Source organism: Pseudomonadota bacterium (assembly GCA_037200975.1).
Lineage (GTDB): Bacteria > Pseudomonadota > Gammaproteobacteria > Steroidobacterales > Steroidobacteraceae > CADEED01.
Map to the genome: position 1 here is coordinate 4,129,499 of JBBCGI010000001.1, position 18,627 is coordinate 4,148,125.

General features: G+C 64.8%; 11 protein-coding genes and 1 tRNA gene. 7 read left to right on the forward strand and 5 right to left on the reverse strand.

Annotation, left to right across the window (positions count from 1 at the left end):
• The first annotated feature begins 2 nt into the window (after positions 1-2).
• The 6 genes from hflK (at position 3) to WDO72_18490 (ending at position 7,405) form a co-directional block, all read left to right on the forward strand.
• Positions 3-1,109, forward strand: a complete 1,107-nt coding sequence (hflK, locus tag WDO72_18465; protein MEJ0087660.1) for an FtsH protease activity modulator HflK — start codon at positions 3-5, stop codon at positions 1,107-1,109.
• Positions 1,109-1,984 (forward strand): protease modulator HflC, encoded by an 876-nt coding sequence (hflC, locus tag WDO72_18470; GenBank protein MEJ0087661.1) that lies wholly within the window; start codon positions 1,109-1,111, stop codon positions 1,982-1,984. Before hflK ends, hflC begins: the two co-directional genes overlap by 1 nt.
• Positions 1,985-2,035: 51 nt before the next feature.
• Positions 2,036-3,328 carry an adenylosuccinate synthase gene (locus tag WDO72_18475; protein ID MEJ0087662.1) on the forward strand — a complete coding sequence of 431 codons (1,293 nt, stop codon included), beginning with the start codon at positions 2,036-2,038 and terminating at the stop codon, positions 3,326-3,328.
• A gap of 134 nt (positions 3,329-3,462) precedes the next feature.
• Positions 3,463-4,227: a trehalose-phosphatase gene (gene otsB, locus WDO72_18480; protein MEJ0087663.1), complete on the forward strand. Its 765-nt coding sequence runs from the start codon at positions 3,463-3,465 to the stop codon at positions 4,225-4,227.
• Complete coding sequence (locus WDO72_18485; protein MEJ0087664.1) at positions 4,224-6,002, forward strand: glycoside hydrolase family 15 protein; 1,779 nt, start codon at positions 4,224-4,226, stop codon at positions 6,000-6,002. The genes otsB and WDO72_18485 overlap by 4 nt, the downstream gene beginning before the upstream one ends.
• Entirely contained in the window at positions 5,999-7,405 is a 1,407-nt protein-coding gene (locus WDO72_18490) for a trehalose-6-phosphate synthase (protein MEJ0087665.1), read from the forward strand. The genes WDO72_18485 and WDO72_18490 overlap by 4 nt, the downstream gene beginning before the upstream one ends.
• Here the strand turns inward: WDO72_18490 and WDO72_18495 are convergent.
• The 5 genes from WDO72_18495 to WDO72_18515 all read right to left on the reverse strand — a co-directional run bounded on the left by WDO72_18495 (position 7,392) and on the right by WDO72_18515 (position 16,381).
• Positions 7,392-8,831 carry a glucoamylase family protein gene (locus WDO72_18495; GenBank protein MEJ0087666.1) on the reverse strand — a complete coding sequence of 480 codons (1,440 nt, stop codon included), beginning with the start codon at positions 8,829-8,831 and terminating at the stop codon, positions 7,392-7,394. The two genes, WDO72_18490 and WDO72_18495, sit on opposite strands and share 14 nt — an antisense overlap.
• On the reverse strand, positions 8,828-10,342 hold the full coding sequence (locus WDO72_18500; GenBank protein MEJ0087667.1) for a tryptophan halogenase family protein: 1,515 nt from the start codon (positions 10,340-10,342) through the stop codon (positions 8,828-8,830). The genes WDO72_18495 and WDO72_18500 overlap by 4 nt, the downstream gene beginning before the upstream one ends.
• Before the next feature lie 62 nt (positions 10,343-10,404).
• Positions 10,405-13,386, reverse strand: coding sequence for a TonB-dependent receptor (locus WDO72_18505; GenBank protein ID MEJ0087668.1), 2,982 nt, complete (start codon positions 13,384-13,386; stop codon positions 10,405-10,407).
• A gap of 193 nt (positions 13,387-13,579) precedes the next feature.
• A complete protein-coding gene (locus WDO72_18510) occupies positions 13,580-15,934 on the reverse strand; it encodes a glycoside hydrolase family 3 N-terminal domain-containing protein (GenBank protein ID MEJ0087669.1) in 2,355 nt (784 codons plus the stop codon).
• 362 nt (positions 15,935-16,296) lie between these two features.
• Positions 16,297-16,381: transfer RNA gene (locus WDO72_18515), tRNA-Leu, on the reverse strand.
• 100 nt (positions 16,382-16,481) lie between these two features.
• On the opposite strand from WDO72_18515, the gene rnr reads away from it, so the two are divergent.
• Entirely contained in the window at positions 16,482-18,626 is a 2,145-nt protein-coding gene (gene rnr, locus WDO72_18520; protein MEJ0087670.1) for a ribonuclease R, read from the forward strand.
• Position 18,627 lies beyond the last annotated feature (1 nt).

Below are 18,627 nucleotides of genomic sequence, written 5' to 3' on the forward strand. Positions count from 1 at the left end.
ATATGGCCTGGAATCAACCCGGAAACTCGAACAACAACCCCTGGGGCAAAAAGCCTTCTTCGGGCGGTGGCGATCTCGATCAGGCCTTCAAGGACTGGCAGAAGCGCATCGAATCCCTGTTTGGCGGTGGTGGTGGAGGCGGCGGCGGGTCGTCGACGCCCCTGTTGATCATCCTGGCGTTCATCGTCGCCGGCTGGATGTTCACCGGGTTCTACCAGGTGAAGACCGGCACGCAGGGCGTGGTGCAGCGGTTCGGCCGCCACGTCGAAACCGTCGGTGACGGCTGGAACTGGCGCCTGCCGTGGCCCATCGAAACCGTCACCAAGGTCGATACCCAGGGTGTCTCCACTACGTCTTACAAATCGCGCGTGTTGACCGCCGAGCCCAACATGGTCGAGCTGCAGGTTGCCGTGCAGTACCGGGTCAAGGACGCCGAGGACTATCTATTCCGCGTGCGCGAGCCGAAGGACACATTGGCGGAAGTCAGCGAGAGCGCCATCCGCGAAGTGGTCGGCCGCAGCGACCAGCAGGCCATCCTCGAGGCCGGCCGTCTCAAGATCGCCGAGGACACCCGCGACATCATGCAGCGCACGCTCGATCAGTACGGCGCCGGCATCGAGGTGCGCAAGGTCAACATCACCGACGTGCAGGTGCCCGAGGCCGTGCAGCAGGCGCAGCGCGATTCGGTGAAAGCGAAAGCAGATCGCGAGCGCGCCATCAAGGCGGCGCAGGCCATCGCCAACGGCATCATTCCGCAGGCCGAAGGCCGTGCCGCCAAGGAAGTCCAAGAAGCGCAGGCGTACAAATCGCAGGTCGTGCAGATCGCCACCGGCGAGGCGTCGCGTTTCAGCCAGCTGCGCTCCGCGTATGAAAAGGCGCCCAATGTCACGCGGGAACGCATGTACATCGAAACCATCGAAAACGTGCTGAGCCGCACCCGCAAGGTCGTGGTCGATTCCAAGTCGAGCAACGGCAACATGCTCTATCTGCCGCTGGACAAGCTGATGGAGCGCAACCAATCCGACGCGGCCGTCACCGTGCGGCCCTCGGTCACCGTCGAACCCGAGCCCGCGGCCAACGCCGACTCGCGCCAGCGGGTGGAACGCTGATGGGCGCGCGCATCCTGCCGGTATTGATCCTGGTCCTGGCGGCGGTACTGCTGCTCGGCACTTCCACGTTCATGGTGCGTGAACAGGAGCTCGCCTTGCGCGTGCGCCTGTCCGCCATCGTCGAGTCGGATTACAAGCCCGGCCTGCATTTCAAGATTCCGTTCGTCGAAGACGTGGTGAAGTTCGACCGGCGCGTGCTCACTCGCAAGTTCGACGGCGAGCAGTTCCTGACCAGCGAAAGCCAGGGCCTGACCGTCGACTACTACATCAAGTGGCAGATCTTCGACCCGGCGACCTTCTACCAGGCGACCCAGGGCGATGAAGGCCAGGCCGCCATCCTCGTGGGCGACAACATCCAGGACGGCATCAAGAACGCCGTCGCCGGGCGCACGCTCAAGGAGATCGTCACCTCGGACCGCCAGAAGATCACCGGCGATTTCCAGGAAGTGTCGCGCACCGCGCTGCAGAAGCTCGGCATCCAGCTCATCGACGTGCGCGTGCAGCGCATCGACCTGCAGGAAGACGTCGCCTCGCGCGTGTACGAAAGCATGAAGCAGAGCTTCGAGGGCATCGCGAACACGCAGCGCGGCGAGGGTGAACGCGAGGCGCAGATCATCAAGTCCGAAGCCGAGCGTCGCAGCATCGAGATCATCGCCAAGGCGCAGTCCGATGCGGCCGGAATCCGCGGCGAGGGCGATTCGACCGCCGCGACCATCTACGCCACGGCTTACAACGCCAATCCCGAGTTCTATTCCTTTTACCGCAGCCTGCAGGCGTACCGGAATTCCTTCGGCAAGGATCGCGACGTGCTGGTGGTCTCGCCCGACAGCGAGTTCTTCCGGTACATGAAGAGTCCGACGCCCGCGCGGCGCTGACGCGAGCCACCCCCGTACCTATCTAGTCGTGAAACGCGGCATACATTAACCATGGGCAAGTTCGTCATCATCATCGGCACCCAGTGGGGTGACGAGGGCAAGGGCAAGGTCGTGGACCTGCTCACGGAACGCGCCGCCGCGGTGGCGCGTTTCCAGGGTGGCCACAACGCGGGCCACACGCTGGTGATCGGCGGCAAGAAGACGGTGCTGTCGCTGATCCCGTCGGGGATCCTGCACAAGAACGTGTTGTGCCTGATCGGCAACGGCGTCGTGCTGTCGCTGGAGGCGCTGTTCCGCGAAGCGCAGACATTGATCGACACGGGTGTAGATGTCTTTGCGCGCCTGCGCGTCTCGCCCAACTGCCCGCTGATCCTGCCGTCGCATGTCTCGCTCGACAAGGCGCGCGAAGCGGCGCGCGGCGCCAACGCCATCGGCACCACCGGCCGCGGCATCGGCCCGGCTTACGAAGACAAGGTGGCGCGCCGCGCGGTCCGCGTGCAGGACCTGTTCCAACGCGAGAAATTCGCGGCCAAACTGGGCGAGATCCTCGACTTCCACAACTTCGTGCTGCAGCACTACTTCAAGCAGCCGGCCGTCGATTTCCAGAAGACGCTGGACGAGCAACTGTCGTACGCCGAGCGCGTGAAGCCGCTGGTCAGCGACATCACCGGCACGCTGGCGGCGCTGCGCGCGCAGAAGGCAGACGTGATGTTCGAAGGCGCGCAGGGCGCCATGCTCGACGTCGATCACGGTACGTACCCGTTCGTCACGTCGTCGAACACCACCGGCGGATTTGCCGCCACGGGCACCGGCATAGGCCCGCGCTCGTTCGACTACGTGCTCGGCATCGTGAAGGCGTACACCACGCGCGTGGGCGGCGGGCCGTTTCCGACCGAACTGTTCGACGGATACGGCGAGCACCTGTCGCGGGTCGGCCATGAGTTCGGCGCGGTCACGGGGCGCAAGCGCCGTTGCGGCTGGTTCGATGCGGTGGCGCTGCGCCGCTCGATCATCCACTCCAGCGTATCGGGCCTTTGTTTGACGAAGCTCGACGTGCTCGACGGGCTCGACTCGCTGCAGATCTGCGTGGGTTACAAATCCGGCGGCGTCGTATCGAAAGAGCCGCCGATGTATGCCGATGCGTTCGCGGACGTGGAGCCGGTATATGAAGAGATGCCGGGCTGGAAGGAATCCACGATCGGCGTGACGTCTTACCAGGCGCTGCCGCAGGCGGCGCGGGCGTATCTCGAACGCCTGCAGGAACTGGCGGGCGTGCCCATCGACATCATTTCCACCGGGCCGGATCGCGATCAGACCATCGTCTTGCGACATCCGTTCGATTGACCCGGGCGGAGATCGCGGCGACGTAGGCAAAGTCTTACGCGTAGCCGGGTGCTGCGCCGCTTGCGCAAAAAATCTCACGCCTAACTACTGAAATTGGCGCGGCCAAGGCCGCCGCGGGTTCTTATACTCCCCGGATGATGCAACTTGCGGCGCACGAGGCGGCAGCGGTGCACGCCGTGCCGCTTCCAGTCAGTTCCTGGTGTCTGTTTCTCGACGTGGATGGCACGCTGCTGGAATTGGCCGCCACTCCGCAGGCGGTGGTGGTCGGGCCCGATCTGCTCGCGCTGCTGACGCGGCTGCGCGAAGCGGCCGGCGGCGCGCTCGCCCTGGTGAGCGGCCGCACGATCGCCGATCTCGATCGCCTGTTCGGCGTGCTGCACCTGCCATGCGCCGGTTTACACGGCGGCGAACGGCGCAGCGCCAACGGCGACACCTACGTGGCGGACATCGTCCACGCCCAGCTCCACGAGGTACGCGACGGGCTGCGGGAGCTGGTCTCGCGCCATCGCGGTCTGATGCTCGAGGACAAGGGCGCGGGTCTCGCGCTGCATTTCCAGGGCGCGCGCGAGCTCGAACACCAGTTGCGCGCGGAGGTGGCGCTGCTGGCGGCGCCGCTGGTGCCGGCCTATGGACTGCTGGACGGGCATTGCGTCATCGAGGTGAAGCCCGCGGTGTACAGCAAGGACAGCGCCGTGGGTGCGTTCATGCGCGAAGCGCCGTTCGCCGGGCGTACTCCCATTTTCATCGGCGACGATCAAACCGATTACGGCGGCTTCGACGCCGTGCGGCGCGAGGGTGGGCTCGCGATCGCGGTGGGTCCGCGTGTCACATCCGAATGGTGGCTGCCGGGTCCGGCGGCCGTGCATCGCTGGCTCGACCATCTGGCGGAGCTGCGATGAACTACGGTGTCATCGGCAATTGCCAGGTGGCCGCGCTGATCGACGAACAGGCGCGCATGGTATGGGCGTGTCTGCCGCGGCCTGACGGTGACCCGGTGTTCTCTGCGCTGCTGCAGAAGGAGGGTGGCGATTCGGACCAGGGCGTGTTCGCGATCGACATGATCGATCTCACGCGCTCCGAACAGAATTACCTGCGCAACTCCGCGATCATCGAAACCCGTCTGTACGATGCGCACGGCGGCGCGGTGCGTATCCTCGATTTCGCTCCGCGGTTTCGCAGCCGCGGCCGCGTGTTCAGGCCGATGATGTTCGTGCGCAGCGTGGAGCCGCTCGCCGGGCGGCCGACACTGCGCCTGCGGCTGCGTCCCACCGCCGGTTTCGGCGAACGCTGCGACGCCGGAATCACGGGCAGCCATCACATCCGCTACGCGGCCGATGGTCTGCACTATCGCGTCACCACGGACGCCTCGCTCGCGTCGCTGCTCGAAAACCGGCCGGTGGTGCTGGAGCAGCCGCTGCATTTCATAGTCGGTCCGGATGAAACGCTGCAGGAATCGCCGGCGGCGCTGGCGCGCGAATTCCTCGGTGCGACCTTGAGCTACTGGCAGGAATGGGTACGCACACTGGCGGTGCCGGCCGACTGGCAGGATGCGGTGATCCGCGCCGCGATCACGCTCAAGCTGTGCACCTACGAGGACACCGGCGCCGTCCTCGCCGCACTAACTACCTCGATTCCAGAAGCCGCGAACAGCACGCGCAACTGGGATTATCGTTATTGCTGGCTGCGCGACAGCTACTTCGTGGTGCAGACGCTCAATCGTCTGGGCGCCACGCGCACGATGGAAGCGTATCTGCACTACATCGATCACATCATCGCCTCGTCGACGGCCGATCAGCTGCAGCCGCTGTACGGCATCACGGGCGATCCGCACGCGGAGGAGAAGATAGCGACCTCGCTGTCCGGTTATCGCGGCATGGGGCCGGTGCGCTTCGGCAATCTGGCCGCCGAACAGGTGCAGCACGATGTATACGGCTCGGTGATCCTCGCCGCCACGCAGCTGTTCTTCGACGAGCGTCTGGTGCGCTCGGGCGACCAGACGCTGCTCGAGCGGTTGTATCGGCTGGGCAAACGCGCCGTCGCCACTTTCGAACAACCGGACGCCGGTCCGTGGGAATTCCGCGGCAAGCTGCAGCGCCATACCTTCTCGGCCGCGATCTCGTGGGCCGGTTGCGACCGGCTGGCGCGTATCGCGCGGCGTGTGGGCGACCTCATCGCGGCGCGCGAGTGGAGCGCACACGCCGACCGCATGCGCGCCGAGATCCTCGAAGGCGCCTGGAACGAGGACCTGCAGGCGTTCACGTCCGCCTTCGGCAACCGCGATCTCGACGCCACGACACTGTTGCTGCCGGAGCTCGGACTGCTGCCCGCGACCGATCCGCGTTTCCTCAAGACGCTCGAACGCATCGAGGCAGAGCTGTGCGAGGGCGACCTGCTGTTCCGCTACAAACATGCCGATGACTTCGGCAAGCCCGAGAACGCCTTCACGATCTGCGCGTTCTGGTACGTGAACGCGCTGGCCGCCTCCGGCCGCGTCGACGAAGCGCGCGCACGGTTCTCGCGCCTGCTCGAGCTGCGCAATCCGCTCGGCCTGCTGTCCGAAGACATCACACCGGCGACCGGCGAACTGTGGGGAAATTTTCCGCAGACCTACAGCATGGTCGGCGTCATCGGCAGTGCGTTGCGCCTGTCGCGCAGCTGGGAGGAAATCGTATGAGCCGGCTGGTCGCGGTGTCGAATCGCATCAGCGTGCCGAAACGTGGCGCGGCGCCGGGCGGCCTTGCGGTCGGACTGCTGGCCGCCATGCAGGCGCGGCGCGGCCTGTGGTTCGGCTGGGACGGCGAGACGGCCGACGTGGCCTCCGGCGAACCATCGATCGTGCGCAAGGACGGAGTGACCTTCGCGTCTATCGATCTCGACCAGGCCGAATACAAAGACTTCTACCTCGGCTTCTGCAATGGCACGTTGTGGCCGCTGTTCCACTATTTCATCGACGGCTTCAAGTATCACGACGCGCAGTACGAGGCCTACCAGCGCATGAACCAGCGCTACGCGCGCGAGCTGTTGCCGCTGCTCGAGCCGGACGACCTGATCTGGGTCCACGACTATCACTTGTTGCCGCTCGCGCAACGGCTGCGCGAGGCAGGCGCCACGCAGCCGATGGGGCTGTTCCTGCACATTCCGTTTCCGAACGTCGAAGTGTTGCGCGTGTTGCCGGTGTATGCGGAGCTGTTGCAGGCGATGCTGGCGTACGACGTGCTCGGCTTCCAGACCGAGACGGATCGTGACGCGTTCCGCGGCGCCGTCGCGTCCGTGTGGGGCGCGCAGGCGCTGACGCCGGGTTTCACCGTCACGCTCGGTGGACGGTGCGTGCAGACCGGCGTGTACCCGATCGGCGTCGACGTCGATGCGATCCAGCGCGAAGCCATCGAATCGCAGCAGACCGACTCCGTCAAACGCATGATCGCCGGGTTGTTAGGCCGGCGGCTCATGATCGGCGTCGACCGGCTCGACTACAGCAAGGGCCTGGTCGAACGTTTCAAGGCCTACGAGCGGTTCCTCGAGACCCATCCGGAAAACCAGAACCGCGTGAGTTTCCTGCAGATCGCGCCGCTGTCGCGCGCCGACGTGCGCGCCTACGCGGAAATCCGGCGCGAGCTCGAGCAGACCACGGGCCGCACCAACGGCCGTTTTGCCGACACGGACTGGACTCCGATCCGTTATCTGAACCGCAATTTCCCGCATGATGTGCTGATGGGCTTCATGCGCGCCGCGCTGATCGGCATCGTGACGCCGGTGCGGGATGGCATGAACCTGGTCGCGAAGGAATTCGTCGCCGCGCAGGATCCCGCGGACCCGGGTGTGCTGATCCTTTCGACCATGGCGGGTGCGGCGCGCGAGATGACCGCCGCGGTGATGGTGAATCCCTACGATTCACGCGGCATGGCGCACGCGATCCAGCAGGCCTTCAACATGCCGCTGTCGGAGCGGCGCGACCGGCACCAGGCGATGCTCGAGGTGCTGGTGCGCAATTCGATTTCCGCCTGGCACTCGAGCTTCGTCGACACGCTCGAATCGGTGGGCGGCAAAACGCCGCAGTTCAAGCTCAAGGCCGGCTGAGCCAGCCGCCTTCGAAGCCCGCGCGTTCGAGGCCGCGGCGGATGTACGGGTCGCGTTTCATCACCGACCAGATCAGCTCGCTGCGATGGTTCTCGATCATGGAGATGATCGCGCCCTGGTCGATGCCGAGATAATCGGTGGCAAACCAGCCGACGCCGCGGACGCGTTTGCCGTGCTGCAGCGGTGCGTCGTAGTCGAAACTCGGGTTGAAGGAGTCGAGGAAGCCGTACTTGCCGTACAGATGCCGGCCGTATTGGTCGTGCATCGCCCGCACTGCCGGCTCGACGATTTCGGGTGCGAAGGGTAGTGAGGCGATCGCGGCGGTCGGCGCGATGGTGCCATCGTCGATCACCTCGGTGAGGCCGACGCCGCGCGCAACGTAGGAATAGAACTGCCGCGTCTGGCCCAGGTAGGGCAATTTCATGTAGCCAGGCCCGTCACAGGCCGTGATGCCCCAGATGTTGGGCCCGTAACCCTTCCAGTCGAGCGGATTGCGGATCGCGTACGCACGCTGCGCGAGCGTCGCGCGCCGGCTGTTCTCGAAGTAGTCGATGCCCTGCGGCCAGATGAATTCGTCCTTGATGCCGCGATAGTCGATCCACACGGCGCTGAACTGGTGGCCGAACAGGGGACCGAAAGTGAGGTGGGTCTGTCCTTCGAGCGTGCCCCAGGCGAGATAGTAGTCGGAGGTCCACGCGTCCCAGGTGCGCGTCGCCACCGGGAAACTCGGGCTGCCGAGCGCCAGTACGTAGACGAGCATGGCTTCGTTGTAGCCGCGCCAGTCGTGGCTGCCGAACTGACCCTCGGGGCTCCAGGCCATGCGGATGTCGATCGCATGTTCGATGGCCCAGGGCCAGTTCACGCGTTGATAGAGATCCTCCGCCAGCTTGCGGATTTCGGCTTCCTCGGCCTGGTCGCCATCGAAATACCCGCGCATGAACAACACGCCTGCCATCAGCAGCGCGGTGTCGACGGTAGATAGCTCGGAATTGCCGTAGCGCTTGCCGGTGGTGAAGTTGACGAAGTGGTAGAAGAACCCCTGGTAACCGGCCGTCTCGGACGGGTCGCTGCCCTGCGGCGCCTTGGCGAGAAAACGCAGCGTGGTCAACACGCGGGTACGCGCCTCGGCGCGCGTCACGTAGCCGCGCTCGGCGCCGATGGCGTAGGCGTTGAGCGCGAAACCGATGGCCGCGATGCTCGAGAACGGCGGTTTGGGCCAGCGATCGGGCACGAGACCGGTGCCGGGCTCGGCGGTCTCCCAGAAAAAATTGAAGGTGCGCTTTTCGATGTCCTCGAACAGCGGGTCCAGGCGCTTGAGCGGCACGACGGGAGTGGCGCGCACGACCACCGGGTCCAGGCGCTGCGTCGGCGCCGTGCAGGACACCAGCAGCGCGAACATGCAGACCGCCGCCAGGCGCCGCATCATGCCGCCACCGCCGATTTGCAATGCCGTTCGATGAATTGTTCGTGCATCGGCATCGCCGCGACGCAGCTCGCGATGACGCTTCGCACGCCCTCGGCGAGTTTCACGAGCTCGGCATCGCCCAGGCGTTCGACCATCGGATGCCATGAGGCGGGAACGATGTGTTGACCCAGCATCACCTGCACCCAGCTGGTCAGCGCGAACATCTCGTCGCTGTTGCGGTAGAAGCGCCCGCTGTCGCGGAACAGGCGGATGTTGTCCGCGAGGCTGGCCGGTATCTCCATCGTTCCGCAGTACTCCCAGAACTTCGTGTCGCGCCGCTCGGTGGCGCAATAGTGCAGGATCAGGAAGTCGCGGATGCGTTCGGTTTCGAAGGCCGCCTGTGCGTTGTACCGGTCGCGAAGCGCCGTGTTCATGTGCCGGTCGGGGAACATGTCGATGAGGCGCGCGATGCCGGACTGGATGAGATAGATGCTGGTTGATTCGAGCGGCTCGAGAAAGCCACTGGATAGACCGATCGCCACGCAGTTGCGCGACCACACTTGCCGCCGGCGGCCAGTCACGAATTTCAGCACGCGCGGCTCGGCGAGCGCGCGGCCATCGAGATTGCCGAGCACCGTGGCTGCGGCCTCGTCGTCGCTGATGTGTGCGCTCGAATAGACGTAGCCATTGCCGGTGCGGTGTTGCAGCGGAATGCGCCACTGCCAGCCGGCGCCGCGCGCGGTCGAGCGCGTGTACGGCGTGGCTGCGGCGGTTTTGGCGCTGGGCACCGCGACCGCACGATCGCAAGGCAACCAGTGAGTCCAGTCCTCGTAGCCGGCCTTCAAAGTCTGTTCGATGAGCAGGCCGCGAAAGCCGGAGCAATCGATGAACAGCTCACCGGCGATGCGCGCGCCGCTCTTGAGCGTCACCGACTCGATGAAACCATCCGCGGCGCGCAGCGTGACATCAACGACCTGGCCTTCGATCCGCTTGACGCCGCGACCCTCAGCCATGCGCCGCAGGTAGTTTGCATACAGTCCCGCGTCGAAGTGGTAGGCGTAGGAGATGTTCGCGAGTGGCGACTGGGGCGGCACGTCGCTGGCCGAAGACATGAACTTGCCGGCCGGCGCGGCTGCGGTGTTCAGCGAGTACTCGCCGATATCGCGCGCCTTGCCCTGGGCATTGAGCTTCAGCCAGTACTGGTGGAACGGCAGACTGCGGTACTCGTGGCCTATCGTGCCGAAGCCGTGGATATAGCGTGAACCGAGACTTCCCCAGTCGACGAATTCGATGCCGAGTTTGAAGGTGCCGCCGACCGCGCGCACGAAATCGGCTTCGTTGATCTGCAGCGCTTCGTTGAACAGGCGCAGATGGGGGACGGTGGCTTCACCCACGCCGACGGTGCCGATCTCGTCGGATTCGATGAGCTGGATCGAGCGCAGGCCCGGCACCAGGTGCGAAAGGGCCGCGGCGGTCATCCAACCGGCGGAACCGCCGCCGACGATGACGATGCTTGTGAGTCCGTCGTTCACGGACGCGATTGTCGCACCGAACGCCGGAGCTAACAGCCCCGGCGTTCGTCCTTGCTTTCCTGTCAGAATTTCACGCCAAAACTCATGCGCAGCGTGCGCGGCAGGCCGGTGATGTTGCCATCCGGGTTGAATCGCCCGCCGATCACCGTGCCGTCTTCGCCCACCTCGTCGAAGTAGTCGACGAGATTCTGCTCGTTGGTCACGTTGATCATGTCGAGGCGCAAGTACATCGAACCCAGATCGCCGACCTGGAAGTTTTTCGTCACCTGCAGATCGAGCGCCTTGTAGCCGGCGCCGCCGACGATGTAAGTCACCGGGCGGCACGCGGAGCCGTTCGGATACGTCGCGGGGCCAGCGAGGCACGACGCGTCCACCGTGTGTGGCGTGGCGGTCGAGTAGGTCAGCTTGCCCGCGATCATCAGGCCCCATGGCGCCGAATAAGAACCCGTTGCCACCAGTCGATGTTTCGGGGTCGCGTTCGACGTGATGAAGAGGTACTCCTTGATCGACGATTGATCGAACGAATAGTGCTCGTCGATGTTCCGGTTCTGCTTCGCGTTCGTGAAGGTGTAAGCGACCGTCGTTCCCCACTTCGACTCTTCGGTGAATGGTTTCTCGGCCGAGAGCAGCACCTGGGTGCTGCGGGTCTCGATGCCGCTGTCGCCGATGATCAGCGAGCCGGCGCCGGGCAGTGGGCTGCCCCACGGCTGCGAGCGGTCCTGCCAGAAATCCCCGTTCGGATACCGATTGCCGAGCGTGAATACGAAGCCGTTGTAGCTGTTCACGCGCGACACGGCGGCGCTGGTATTCCAGTCGCCGAGGCGGTTGCGCATCCCCAGGCTGAACTGGTCGGAGTATGGGATCTTGAGATCGTTGTTGATGAGGTCGACTTCGCCGAAGCTTCCCGCGAGGCGGGCCGCCAGCGCATTGGGATCGGCCAGGAAAGCCGGGTCCCATGCCATGCAACCTGCATCGCCCGCGCCAACGACCGTGCAGGGATGATCCGCCGTGTTGAAGCGGACGTCCGTGGCCGGCAGCGCGAATTTGGTCTGCTCGAGCTGCAGGTAGTCGTACAACGTGCGGTCATACGCGCGACCCGCGCCACCGAAGATCACGTGTTGCTGATCGGCGCCGAGGTCGTACGAGAAGCCGAGACGCGGCTGGAATGCGCCCTTGTACGCCTCGCGATTGCTGCCGTCGCTCAGGTAGTCGTTGATGTCGATCGCGACGTTCGGATCGGACGACAGGCCGAGGGTCTGGCCATAGGTCAGACCGCCCGTGCCCGGCACGACCGTGTTCAATGAATCGATCACGAACTGTGGTGTCTTGAAATCGAGGTACGAGGGATTCTTCTCGTAATCCCAGCGCGCACCGATGTTCAGCGTGAGGTGTTCGTTCAATTCCCAGTCGTCCTGCAGGAAGACGCCGAACTGCTTGTCGGCGGACGTGGCCTCCGAGCTGAATTGCGGGAACGGCAGGGCGATGGTCGACTTCCACGGAGTCGTCGCCGCGGTGGTGGCGGAGACGTCGTAATAGAACACCGGCTGACCGGGCAGCGAGTCGGCGGCAGTCAGATCCACCTGCTTGTACTTCACGCCCCCTTTGACGGTGTGGGAGCCAAGCCAGTCGAGGTCCGTGAACGTGATGGTGTTGCTGAGGGCCCAGCCCTTCTGACCTTTATTTTGCCCGGCGCGCGGATCCGCGCCGTCGATGCGGATCATGTTCCGATCCTGCCCGCCAAAGAGGGCTGTATAGACAGTTCCGTTGCGGCTTGCGTTGCCTACCGTCGGGTTGAAGAAAGCGTCTTCGTAGGTCGCCTGTACTTCGTTCAGCCAGTTGTTGCCGCTGTGCTTCCAGCTCGCCTCGAAGCGATTGTCGTCGCTGTCCGTGGTCTTCGACGCGGACGGCGCCGTTCCATTGTTGATGCCGTCACCCTCGGCCGTCTCTTTGCGGATTTTCGCAGAGAGGGTGAATGAATCATTGTCTGAAAGCGCCCAGTCGAGCTTGCCGAAGAACAGGTCTTCGTCGAATGCGACGGTGGCGGGTCCAAGCTGATCGAGCGCGACCTGTGGAATGTTGTCGATGAAGGCTTGCGGCGGGATGTTCTCGAGTCCGACCGTGATTGGCGTCTGATAACGCTTGGCTTCGTACGTGACGAAGAAGTGCAGCTTGTCCTCGATGATCGGACCGCCGAACGCGAGGCCATACTCCTTGACCTCGGATTCCGTCTTCGTGTCCGAGGCGAGCTCGCCCGGCGTCTTCGCGCGGAAGTTGTCGGCGGTGTACGTGCCGAAGGCCTGGCCTTCGAAATCGTTCGTGCCCGAGCGCGTGAGGGCGGTGATCGCGGCGCTCGAGATCTGGTCGTACTCCGCCTTGTAGTTTGACGTGATGACCTTGTATTCGCCGATCGCAAGCTGCGGGAACGGGTTGCCCTGGGTATCTTGCGTCTGTCCGGAGACGCCCGAACGCACATAACCTTTCTGGCCGACGCCATCGATGTACAGGTTCACGCCGTTGTCGTTCTGGGCACCGCCACGGATCGACGTGTGGCCTCGGCCGTCGACCTCGAACACGACGCCGGGAACGGTATCCGCAAACTCGAGGAAGTTACGCGTGAGCTGAGGTGTCGACTCGATCTGTTGCAACGAAACGGTAGTGCCGATTTCCGACGTGCGCACTTCGTTGAGGCGCCGGCCGGTCACCGTGACTTCCTGCAGTGGCGCTTCGGTGTCGACCGCGCCACTGCTCGCGCCGAGATCCAGCATTGCGGTCGACGCGACGGTCAGCGTGACGACGGTTTCGGTGCCCGGGCCTGCATCGACGCGGTAGGTGCCGGGCGGAAGACCGGCGAGCGTATAACTACCGTCCCCGCCGGACTTGGTGCGGCGCGTCGTGCCGGTGGCGACATTCTTTGCGGTGACGTCCGTATCGGCGGGAGCCTTTCCGCGCAGCGTGGCGTCGGCGGATTGTGACCAGGAAACGCTGGGTGCGGCGAGCACGGCGGCGACCGCCGCTCCGATCAATGAACGCGGAAAGTTGCGCATGCGTGAACCCTCGTAAGTTTGCTGCACGCCGGCGTCGCGTGGCCGAAACCGCTGCGATCGCAAATTCCCAGGCGCGACGTGCTTAGTGTTGGTGAATTGTTACACCCAACGCCGTAGTGAAGCTCGATGTTTACGAGTTTGTAATGTCGGACGCATACGTATTCAGTGAGGGATTCGTCTTACACGCGAGTGGTTAGTGGATTGCCGCAGTGCGTGCGGCGACTTTGGCGGTGTCTTCGACTGTGAATGTTCCGGAGATTTCCGCCGCCGAACTCGCGCCGAGCACGACTTCGAATACGCCCGGCTCGAGCGTCCAGCGATTCCGCGAATCGAGCACCGCGAGCGAAGTCGCGGGCTGCGAAAACTCGACGATTTCGCTCTTGCCCGCGGCGAGGTGCACGCGCCGATACGCGAGCAGCCGTTTCCCGGTCACAGCGCTCGCGACGCGCGGGCGCACATAGAGCTGCGCCACCTCGTCACCATCGCGTTTGCCGGTGTTGGTGAGCCGCACGCGGACGGTGAACGTGTCGTCGCGGCCGATACTCTGCGGCATCTCGAGTCCGCTGAACGTGAAGCTTGTGTAACTCAGGCCGAAGCCGAACGGGAACAGCGGTTCATCGAATTCGTCGAGCCAGTGCGCCTTGTAGTCGCCGCGCTCGGGGATGTTAGGGCGGCCATTGGGCGGGTCGTAGTGATGAATCGGCAGCTGGCCGACGCTGCGTGGCGAGGTGATGGGTTCCTTGCCGCCCGGGTTGTAATCGCCGAACAACACATCGGCGAGCGCGTGACCGCCTTCGACGCCGGGAAAAAATGCGTGCACCAGCGCACCTGCATTTTCCACTAACGAAGTCACGGCCAGTGGCCGGCCGGTGAGCAGCACGACGACCACGGGTTTGCCGGTCGCGAGCAGGGCATCCACGAGCTTTTGTTGGTTTCCGGGCAGGTCGAGACGGGCCCGATTCTTCGCCTCGCCGCTCATGGATTCGCGTTCGCCGACGACGGCGATGACGAGATCGTTGTTGCGCGCAGCGGCGACGGCCGAGGCGATCTTCGCGTCGTCTCCCGTGCCTGCCTTGCCTGCGCTTTCGAGGCCGACTCCCGGCTCGTACGCGACCTGGCTCGCCGGCTTGCCTGCGGCGGCGCGTTCGCGGATTCCCGCGAGCACGCTTACGACGTCTTCCGCGCGGCCGCGCGCGTGCCACGGGCCTAACAAGTCGGCTGGCGCGTCGGCCAGCGGGCCGGTGACCAGGATCCGTCCGCCGCTCAGCGGCAGCAGGTTTCCGTCGTTCTTGAGCAGCACGATGGACTTGCGCGCGATTTCGCGCGCGGCAGCGCGATGTTCGCGCGTCAGGCGGACCCGCTTCTCCAGGTCCTCGGGCACATAAGGTTTTTCGAACAGGCCCAGGCGGCGCTTGAACGCCAGCGCGCGCAGCACTTCACGATCGAGCGATTGCAGGCTGACCGCGCCCGCCTGAACCGCCTTCGCCAGCTGCGCGTAATACACGCCGTCTTCCATGTCGACGGTCATCGTGCCGTTGTTCATCGCCTGGATCGCGGCGTCGTAGTCGTCGCGCGCGGTGCCGTGTTTGAGCATCTCGGTAATAGCGGCGTAGTCGGACACCAGCAATCCTTCGAAGCCGAGTTCCTTGCGCAGCACGTCGATCAACATATGTTTGTTAGCCGACATGGGCACGCCGCCGGGCCCGGTGGTGAAGGCGGGCATGACGCTGGGCGCGCCCGCGGCAATGCCTGCGGCATAAGGTGGCAGATGGAATTCGCGCAGCGTGCGTTCGGTGAGATCCACGTAGGCGTAGTCCTTGCCGCCCTGGACCGCGCCGTAGCCGAGATAGTGCTTGAGGCAACTCGCAACGCCGAAGTCGGCGGGCGCGGGAGATCCGGGCAGACCGGCCAGCGAACCGTGAAAACCGCGGATCGTCGCGACCGCGTAGTCGCTGCTCACCAGCGGCGATTCGCCGAAGGTTTCGACGACGCGACCCCAGCGCGGATCGGCCGGGTGATCGACCATCGGCGCGAAGGTCCAGCGCTGGCCGTGTGAGTAGCCTTCTAGCCCGGAGATCTTCGCGACCACGTTCGCGTCGGCGGGGTCGAAGGTCGCGGCCAATCCCAGCGGCACGGGAAACACGGTCCAGTAGCCGTGAATGATGTCGGTGGCGAACACCACGGGAATCCTGAGACGCGACTCCTGCATCGCGATGCGCTGGATGCGATTCACCTCGGCCGCCGATTCGAAACCCGACATCTGGAAACCGATGCCTTCACGCGCCAGTTCTTCGGCAGACTTGTTAGGCCGCCCGGCGGAGTCCGGCCCGGTCATCGTGCCCTTGCTGAGCAACATGAGCTGGTTGACCTTCTCACCGAGAGTCATGCGCGCAAGCAGCGCGGCGTCGGCCTGGTTCGGCGGCGGTGCGTAATTGTCCGCCCGCGCCGCGGTCGGCAGCGCCGCGCCCGTAGCCAGGAAAATAGCCAGAGCCGTCACGAGCGTGGATGTCACGCGGCGAGAATCGATCGGACGCATACCGTGTCGCATGAATGACTCCTCGGACCGTGGAAGGAGGTCGAGTCGACGCGAGCGTAGCGCCCGGCATGCGATTGCGCCATCGACGTGCGCGCCGCGTCGGCCAGAGCCTACAGCGCACGTTGAAGTAGTTAGATAACCGGTGGGGGCGAGGTGTGCGCCGATTGGCGCCTGGGAACTTCCGCGCCGGGTCGGCGGTCTCAGCGTCATCCGGCGCCGGACTGGCCTGCTGGCTGCCGAAAATCCGGCGACTGCCGTCGAGCGGCCTTCCCGGCCGGCCCGCAGTCAGTCACGCATATAGAAGAAGAGTGGGTAGAATCCCTCACCCATCCCCGAAGCCAGAGTCCAAAAGAACCCTAAGCCATTGTTTTTATTGGTGCCCGGGAGAGGACTCGAACCTCCACGATGTTACTCGCTAGTACCTGAAACTAGTGCGTCTACCAATTCCGCCACCCGGGCAGGGTGCGAAGAGCGGCGAAAGGTACGCACCGCTTTGTAAGCTGTCAATCGAGGCCCGTCGCATGAACGAGGGCGCCTCATCTCAAATGGAAAATAAGCATTGAAACGTCGTAATGACAAATCGCGCGGGCAGTCTGAAAACTCCCGCCACCAGAAAGACGACCCGCGACGCGCGGGTCCCCCCGCGCAACGCGCCGGATCCCAAACGTCCGCCAGTCACGGAAGTACGGCCGAAGGCACGGTGAGCGCCAACCGCGCCGGCTTCGGCTTCGTGCGCGTCGAAGGGATGGAAGAGTCCGTCTTCCTGCCGCCGCCGCAGATGGCCGGGGTCATGCACGGCGATCGCGTGCGTGTGTCCGTCGAACGCGGCCGCGACGGCCGCTACTCCGGCAGGCTCGAGAAGATCATCGAACACGCCACCAAGTCGTTCGTCGGCACGCTCGAAGTGCACGGCCGTTCGGCATTCGTCACCTCGGCCGACCGTCGCATCGGCATGCGCTGCTTCGTGGCGCCCGAGGAACTGGCCGACGCACGCCATGGCGACTGGGTGATCGCGGCGGTCACGCGCTACGCGGGGCAGGGCGCCTCGCCGCAGGCGCGCATCGTCAAGCGGCTCGATCCCGACAAACCGGTGGAGCTTGCCTGCGAAGCGGCGATCGCACGCTTCAATCTGCCGCAGGAGTTTTCTCCGGAAGCGGTGCGCGAAGCCGAAGCGTATGGCGCCGAGGTCGACCCGGCCGAATCCGCGCGGCGCGTGGACCTGCGCACCCTGCCGCTGGTCACCATCGACGGCGAGGATGCCAAGGATTTCGACGACGCGGTGTACGCCGAAGCGCATCCGAAAGGTTTCCGCATCATCGTCGCGATCGCCGATGTCAGCTACTACGTGCGGCGCGGCACGGCGCTCGACGCCAGCGCTCGTGAGCGCGGCACCAGCGTGTACTTCCCCTCGCGAGTCATTCCGATGCTGCCGTTCGCCTTGTCGAACCGGCTCTGTTCGCTGCAGCCCAACGTCGACCGGCTGTGTTTCGCCGCCGACATGATCATTTCGAAGACCGGCATCCTGCTGGAATCGAAGTTTTATCCGGCGGTGATGCGTTCGGCGGCGCGTCTGACCTACACCCAGGCGTTCGAGGCGCTCATCAAGGACGCCTCGGAGGCGCGTTCCCAGCCGGGTAGTTTGATGAACCGGCTGTTGCCATTGGTCGACGTGTACCACGCGCTGCTCAAGGCGCGGCACAAACGCGGCGCGCTCGAGTTCGATGCCCCCGAAGCGGAATTCGACATCGACCCGGCTGGACGCATCCAGCGCGTCTACATGTACGAACGCAACGAGGCGCACAAGCTCATCGAGGAATGCATGATCCTCGCCAACGTCGCGGTGGCGCACGAGCTCGAGACGCGGCGCATCGGTACGTTGTACCGCGTGCACGGCAAGCCGGAAGAGAAGAAGATCGACGTGTTGCTCGAAACACTGACCGCGCTCGGCGTGGCTGCCGAGCTGCCCGAGGACGTGCGGCCGCGCGATTTCCGCGCGATCACCGAGCGCCTCGCGCACGACGAGCGCCGGCCGTTCATCGAATCGCTGGTCATCCGCACGATGCAGCAGGCTATCTACCAGCCGGTGAACATCGGCCACTTCGGGCTGGCGCTCACGCAGTACGCGCACTTCACTTCGCCGATCCGCCGTTATCCGGATCTCGTGGTGCATCGCTGCCTGCGCGCGTTGTTGTCGGATGCCGATCCCTTCGGGCAGCGGTATGAAGGCGGCGCGCTGGCGCTGGCCGGCGCCGATCTCACGCTGCTCGAGAAACGCGCCGACGAGTCGGATCGCTACGTGAACGCCTGGCTCAAGTGCGTATACCTGCGCGATCGCATCGGGCAGACCTTCGAAGGGTTGATCACGACCGTCGTCGAGTTCGGTGCGTTCGTCCAACTGACGGCCATCGGCACCGACGGCCTGCTGCATATCGACAACCTGCGCGATGACGAATACATCATGGAGCCGGGCGGACGCGCCTGGGTCGGGCGCGCCCACAAGCGCCGCCTGGCGCTGGGCGCGCGGGTACACGTCATCGTCACGAGCGTGAATCCGATCGAAGGCCTGGTCGATCTCGCGCTGGTGGAAGTCGAGGCGGACGAGGGCCGCAAGCCGCAGAAGTCGCCGCACCGGTCCGCCCCCGGCAAATCGCCTAACAAGGCGCCACCGCGCGGCTCGCAGCGGCGCGGCCAGCGCGGGAGATAGA

Coding starts and splice junctions, on each gene's coding strand:
- WDO72_18510 (MEJ0087669.1), bottom strand. CDS start 15,934: ATGCGACACGGTATGCGTCCGATCGATTCTCGCCGCGTGACATCCACG.
- WDO72_18505 (MEJ0087668.1), bottom strand. CDS start 13,386: ATGCGCAACTTTCCGCGTTCATTGATCGGAGCGGCGGTCGCCGCCGTG.
- WDO72_18495 (MEJ0087666.1), bottom strand. CDS start 8,831: ATGATGCGGCGCCTGGCGGCGGTCTGCATGTTCGCGCTGCTGGTGTCC.
- WDO72_18485 (MEJ0087664.1), top strand. CDS start 4,224: ATGAACTACGGTGTCATCGGCAATTGCCAGGTGGCCGCGCTGATCGAC.
- otsB (MEJ0087663.1), top strand. CDS start 3,463: ATGATGCAACTTGCGGCGCACGAGGCGGCAGCGGTGCACGCCGTGCCG.
- hflC (MEJ0087661.1), top strand. CDS start 1,109: ATGGGCGCGCGCATCCTGCCGGTATTGATCCTGGTCCTGGCGGCGGTA.
- WDO72_18490 (MEJ0087665.1), top strand. CDS start 5,999: ATGAGCCGGCTGGTCGCGGTGTCGAATCGCATCAGCGTGCCGAAACGT.
- hflK (MEJ0087660.1), top strand. CDS start 3: ATGGCCTGGAATCAACCCGGAAACTCGAACAACAACCCCTGGGGCAAA.
- WDO72_18475 (MEJ0087662.1), top strand. CDS start 2,036: ATGGGCAAGTTCGTCATCATCATCGGCACCCAGTGGGGTGACGAGGGC.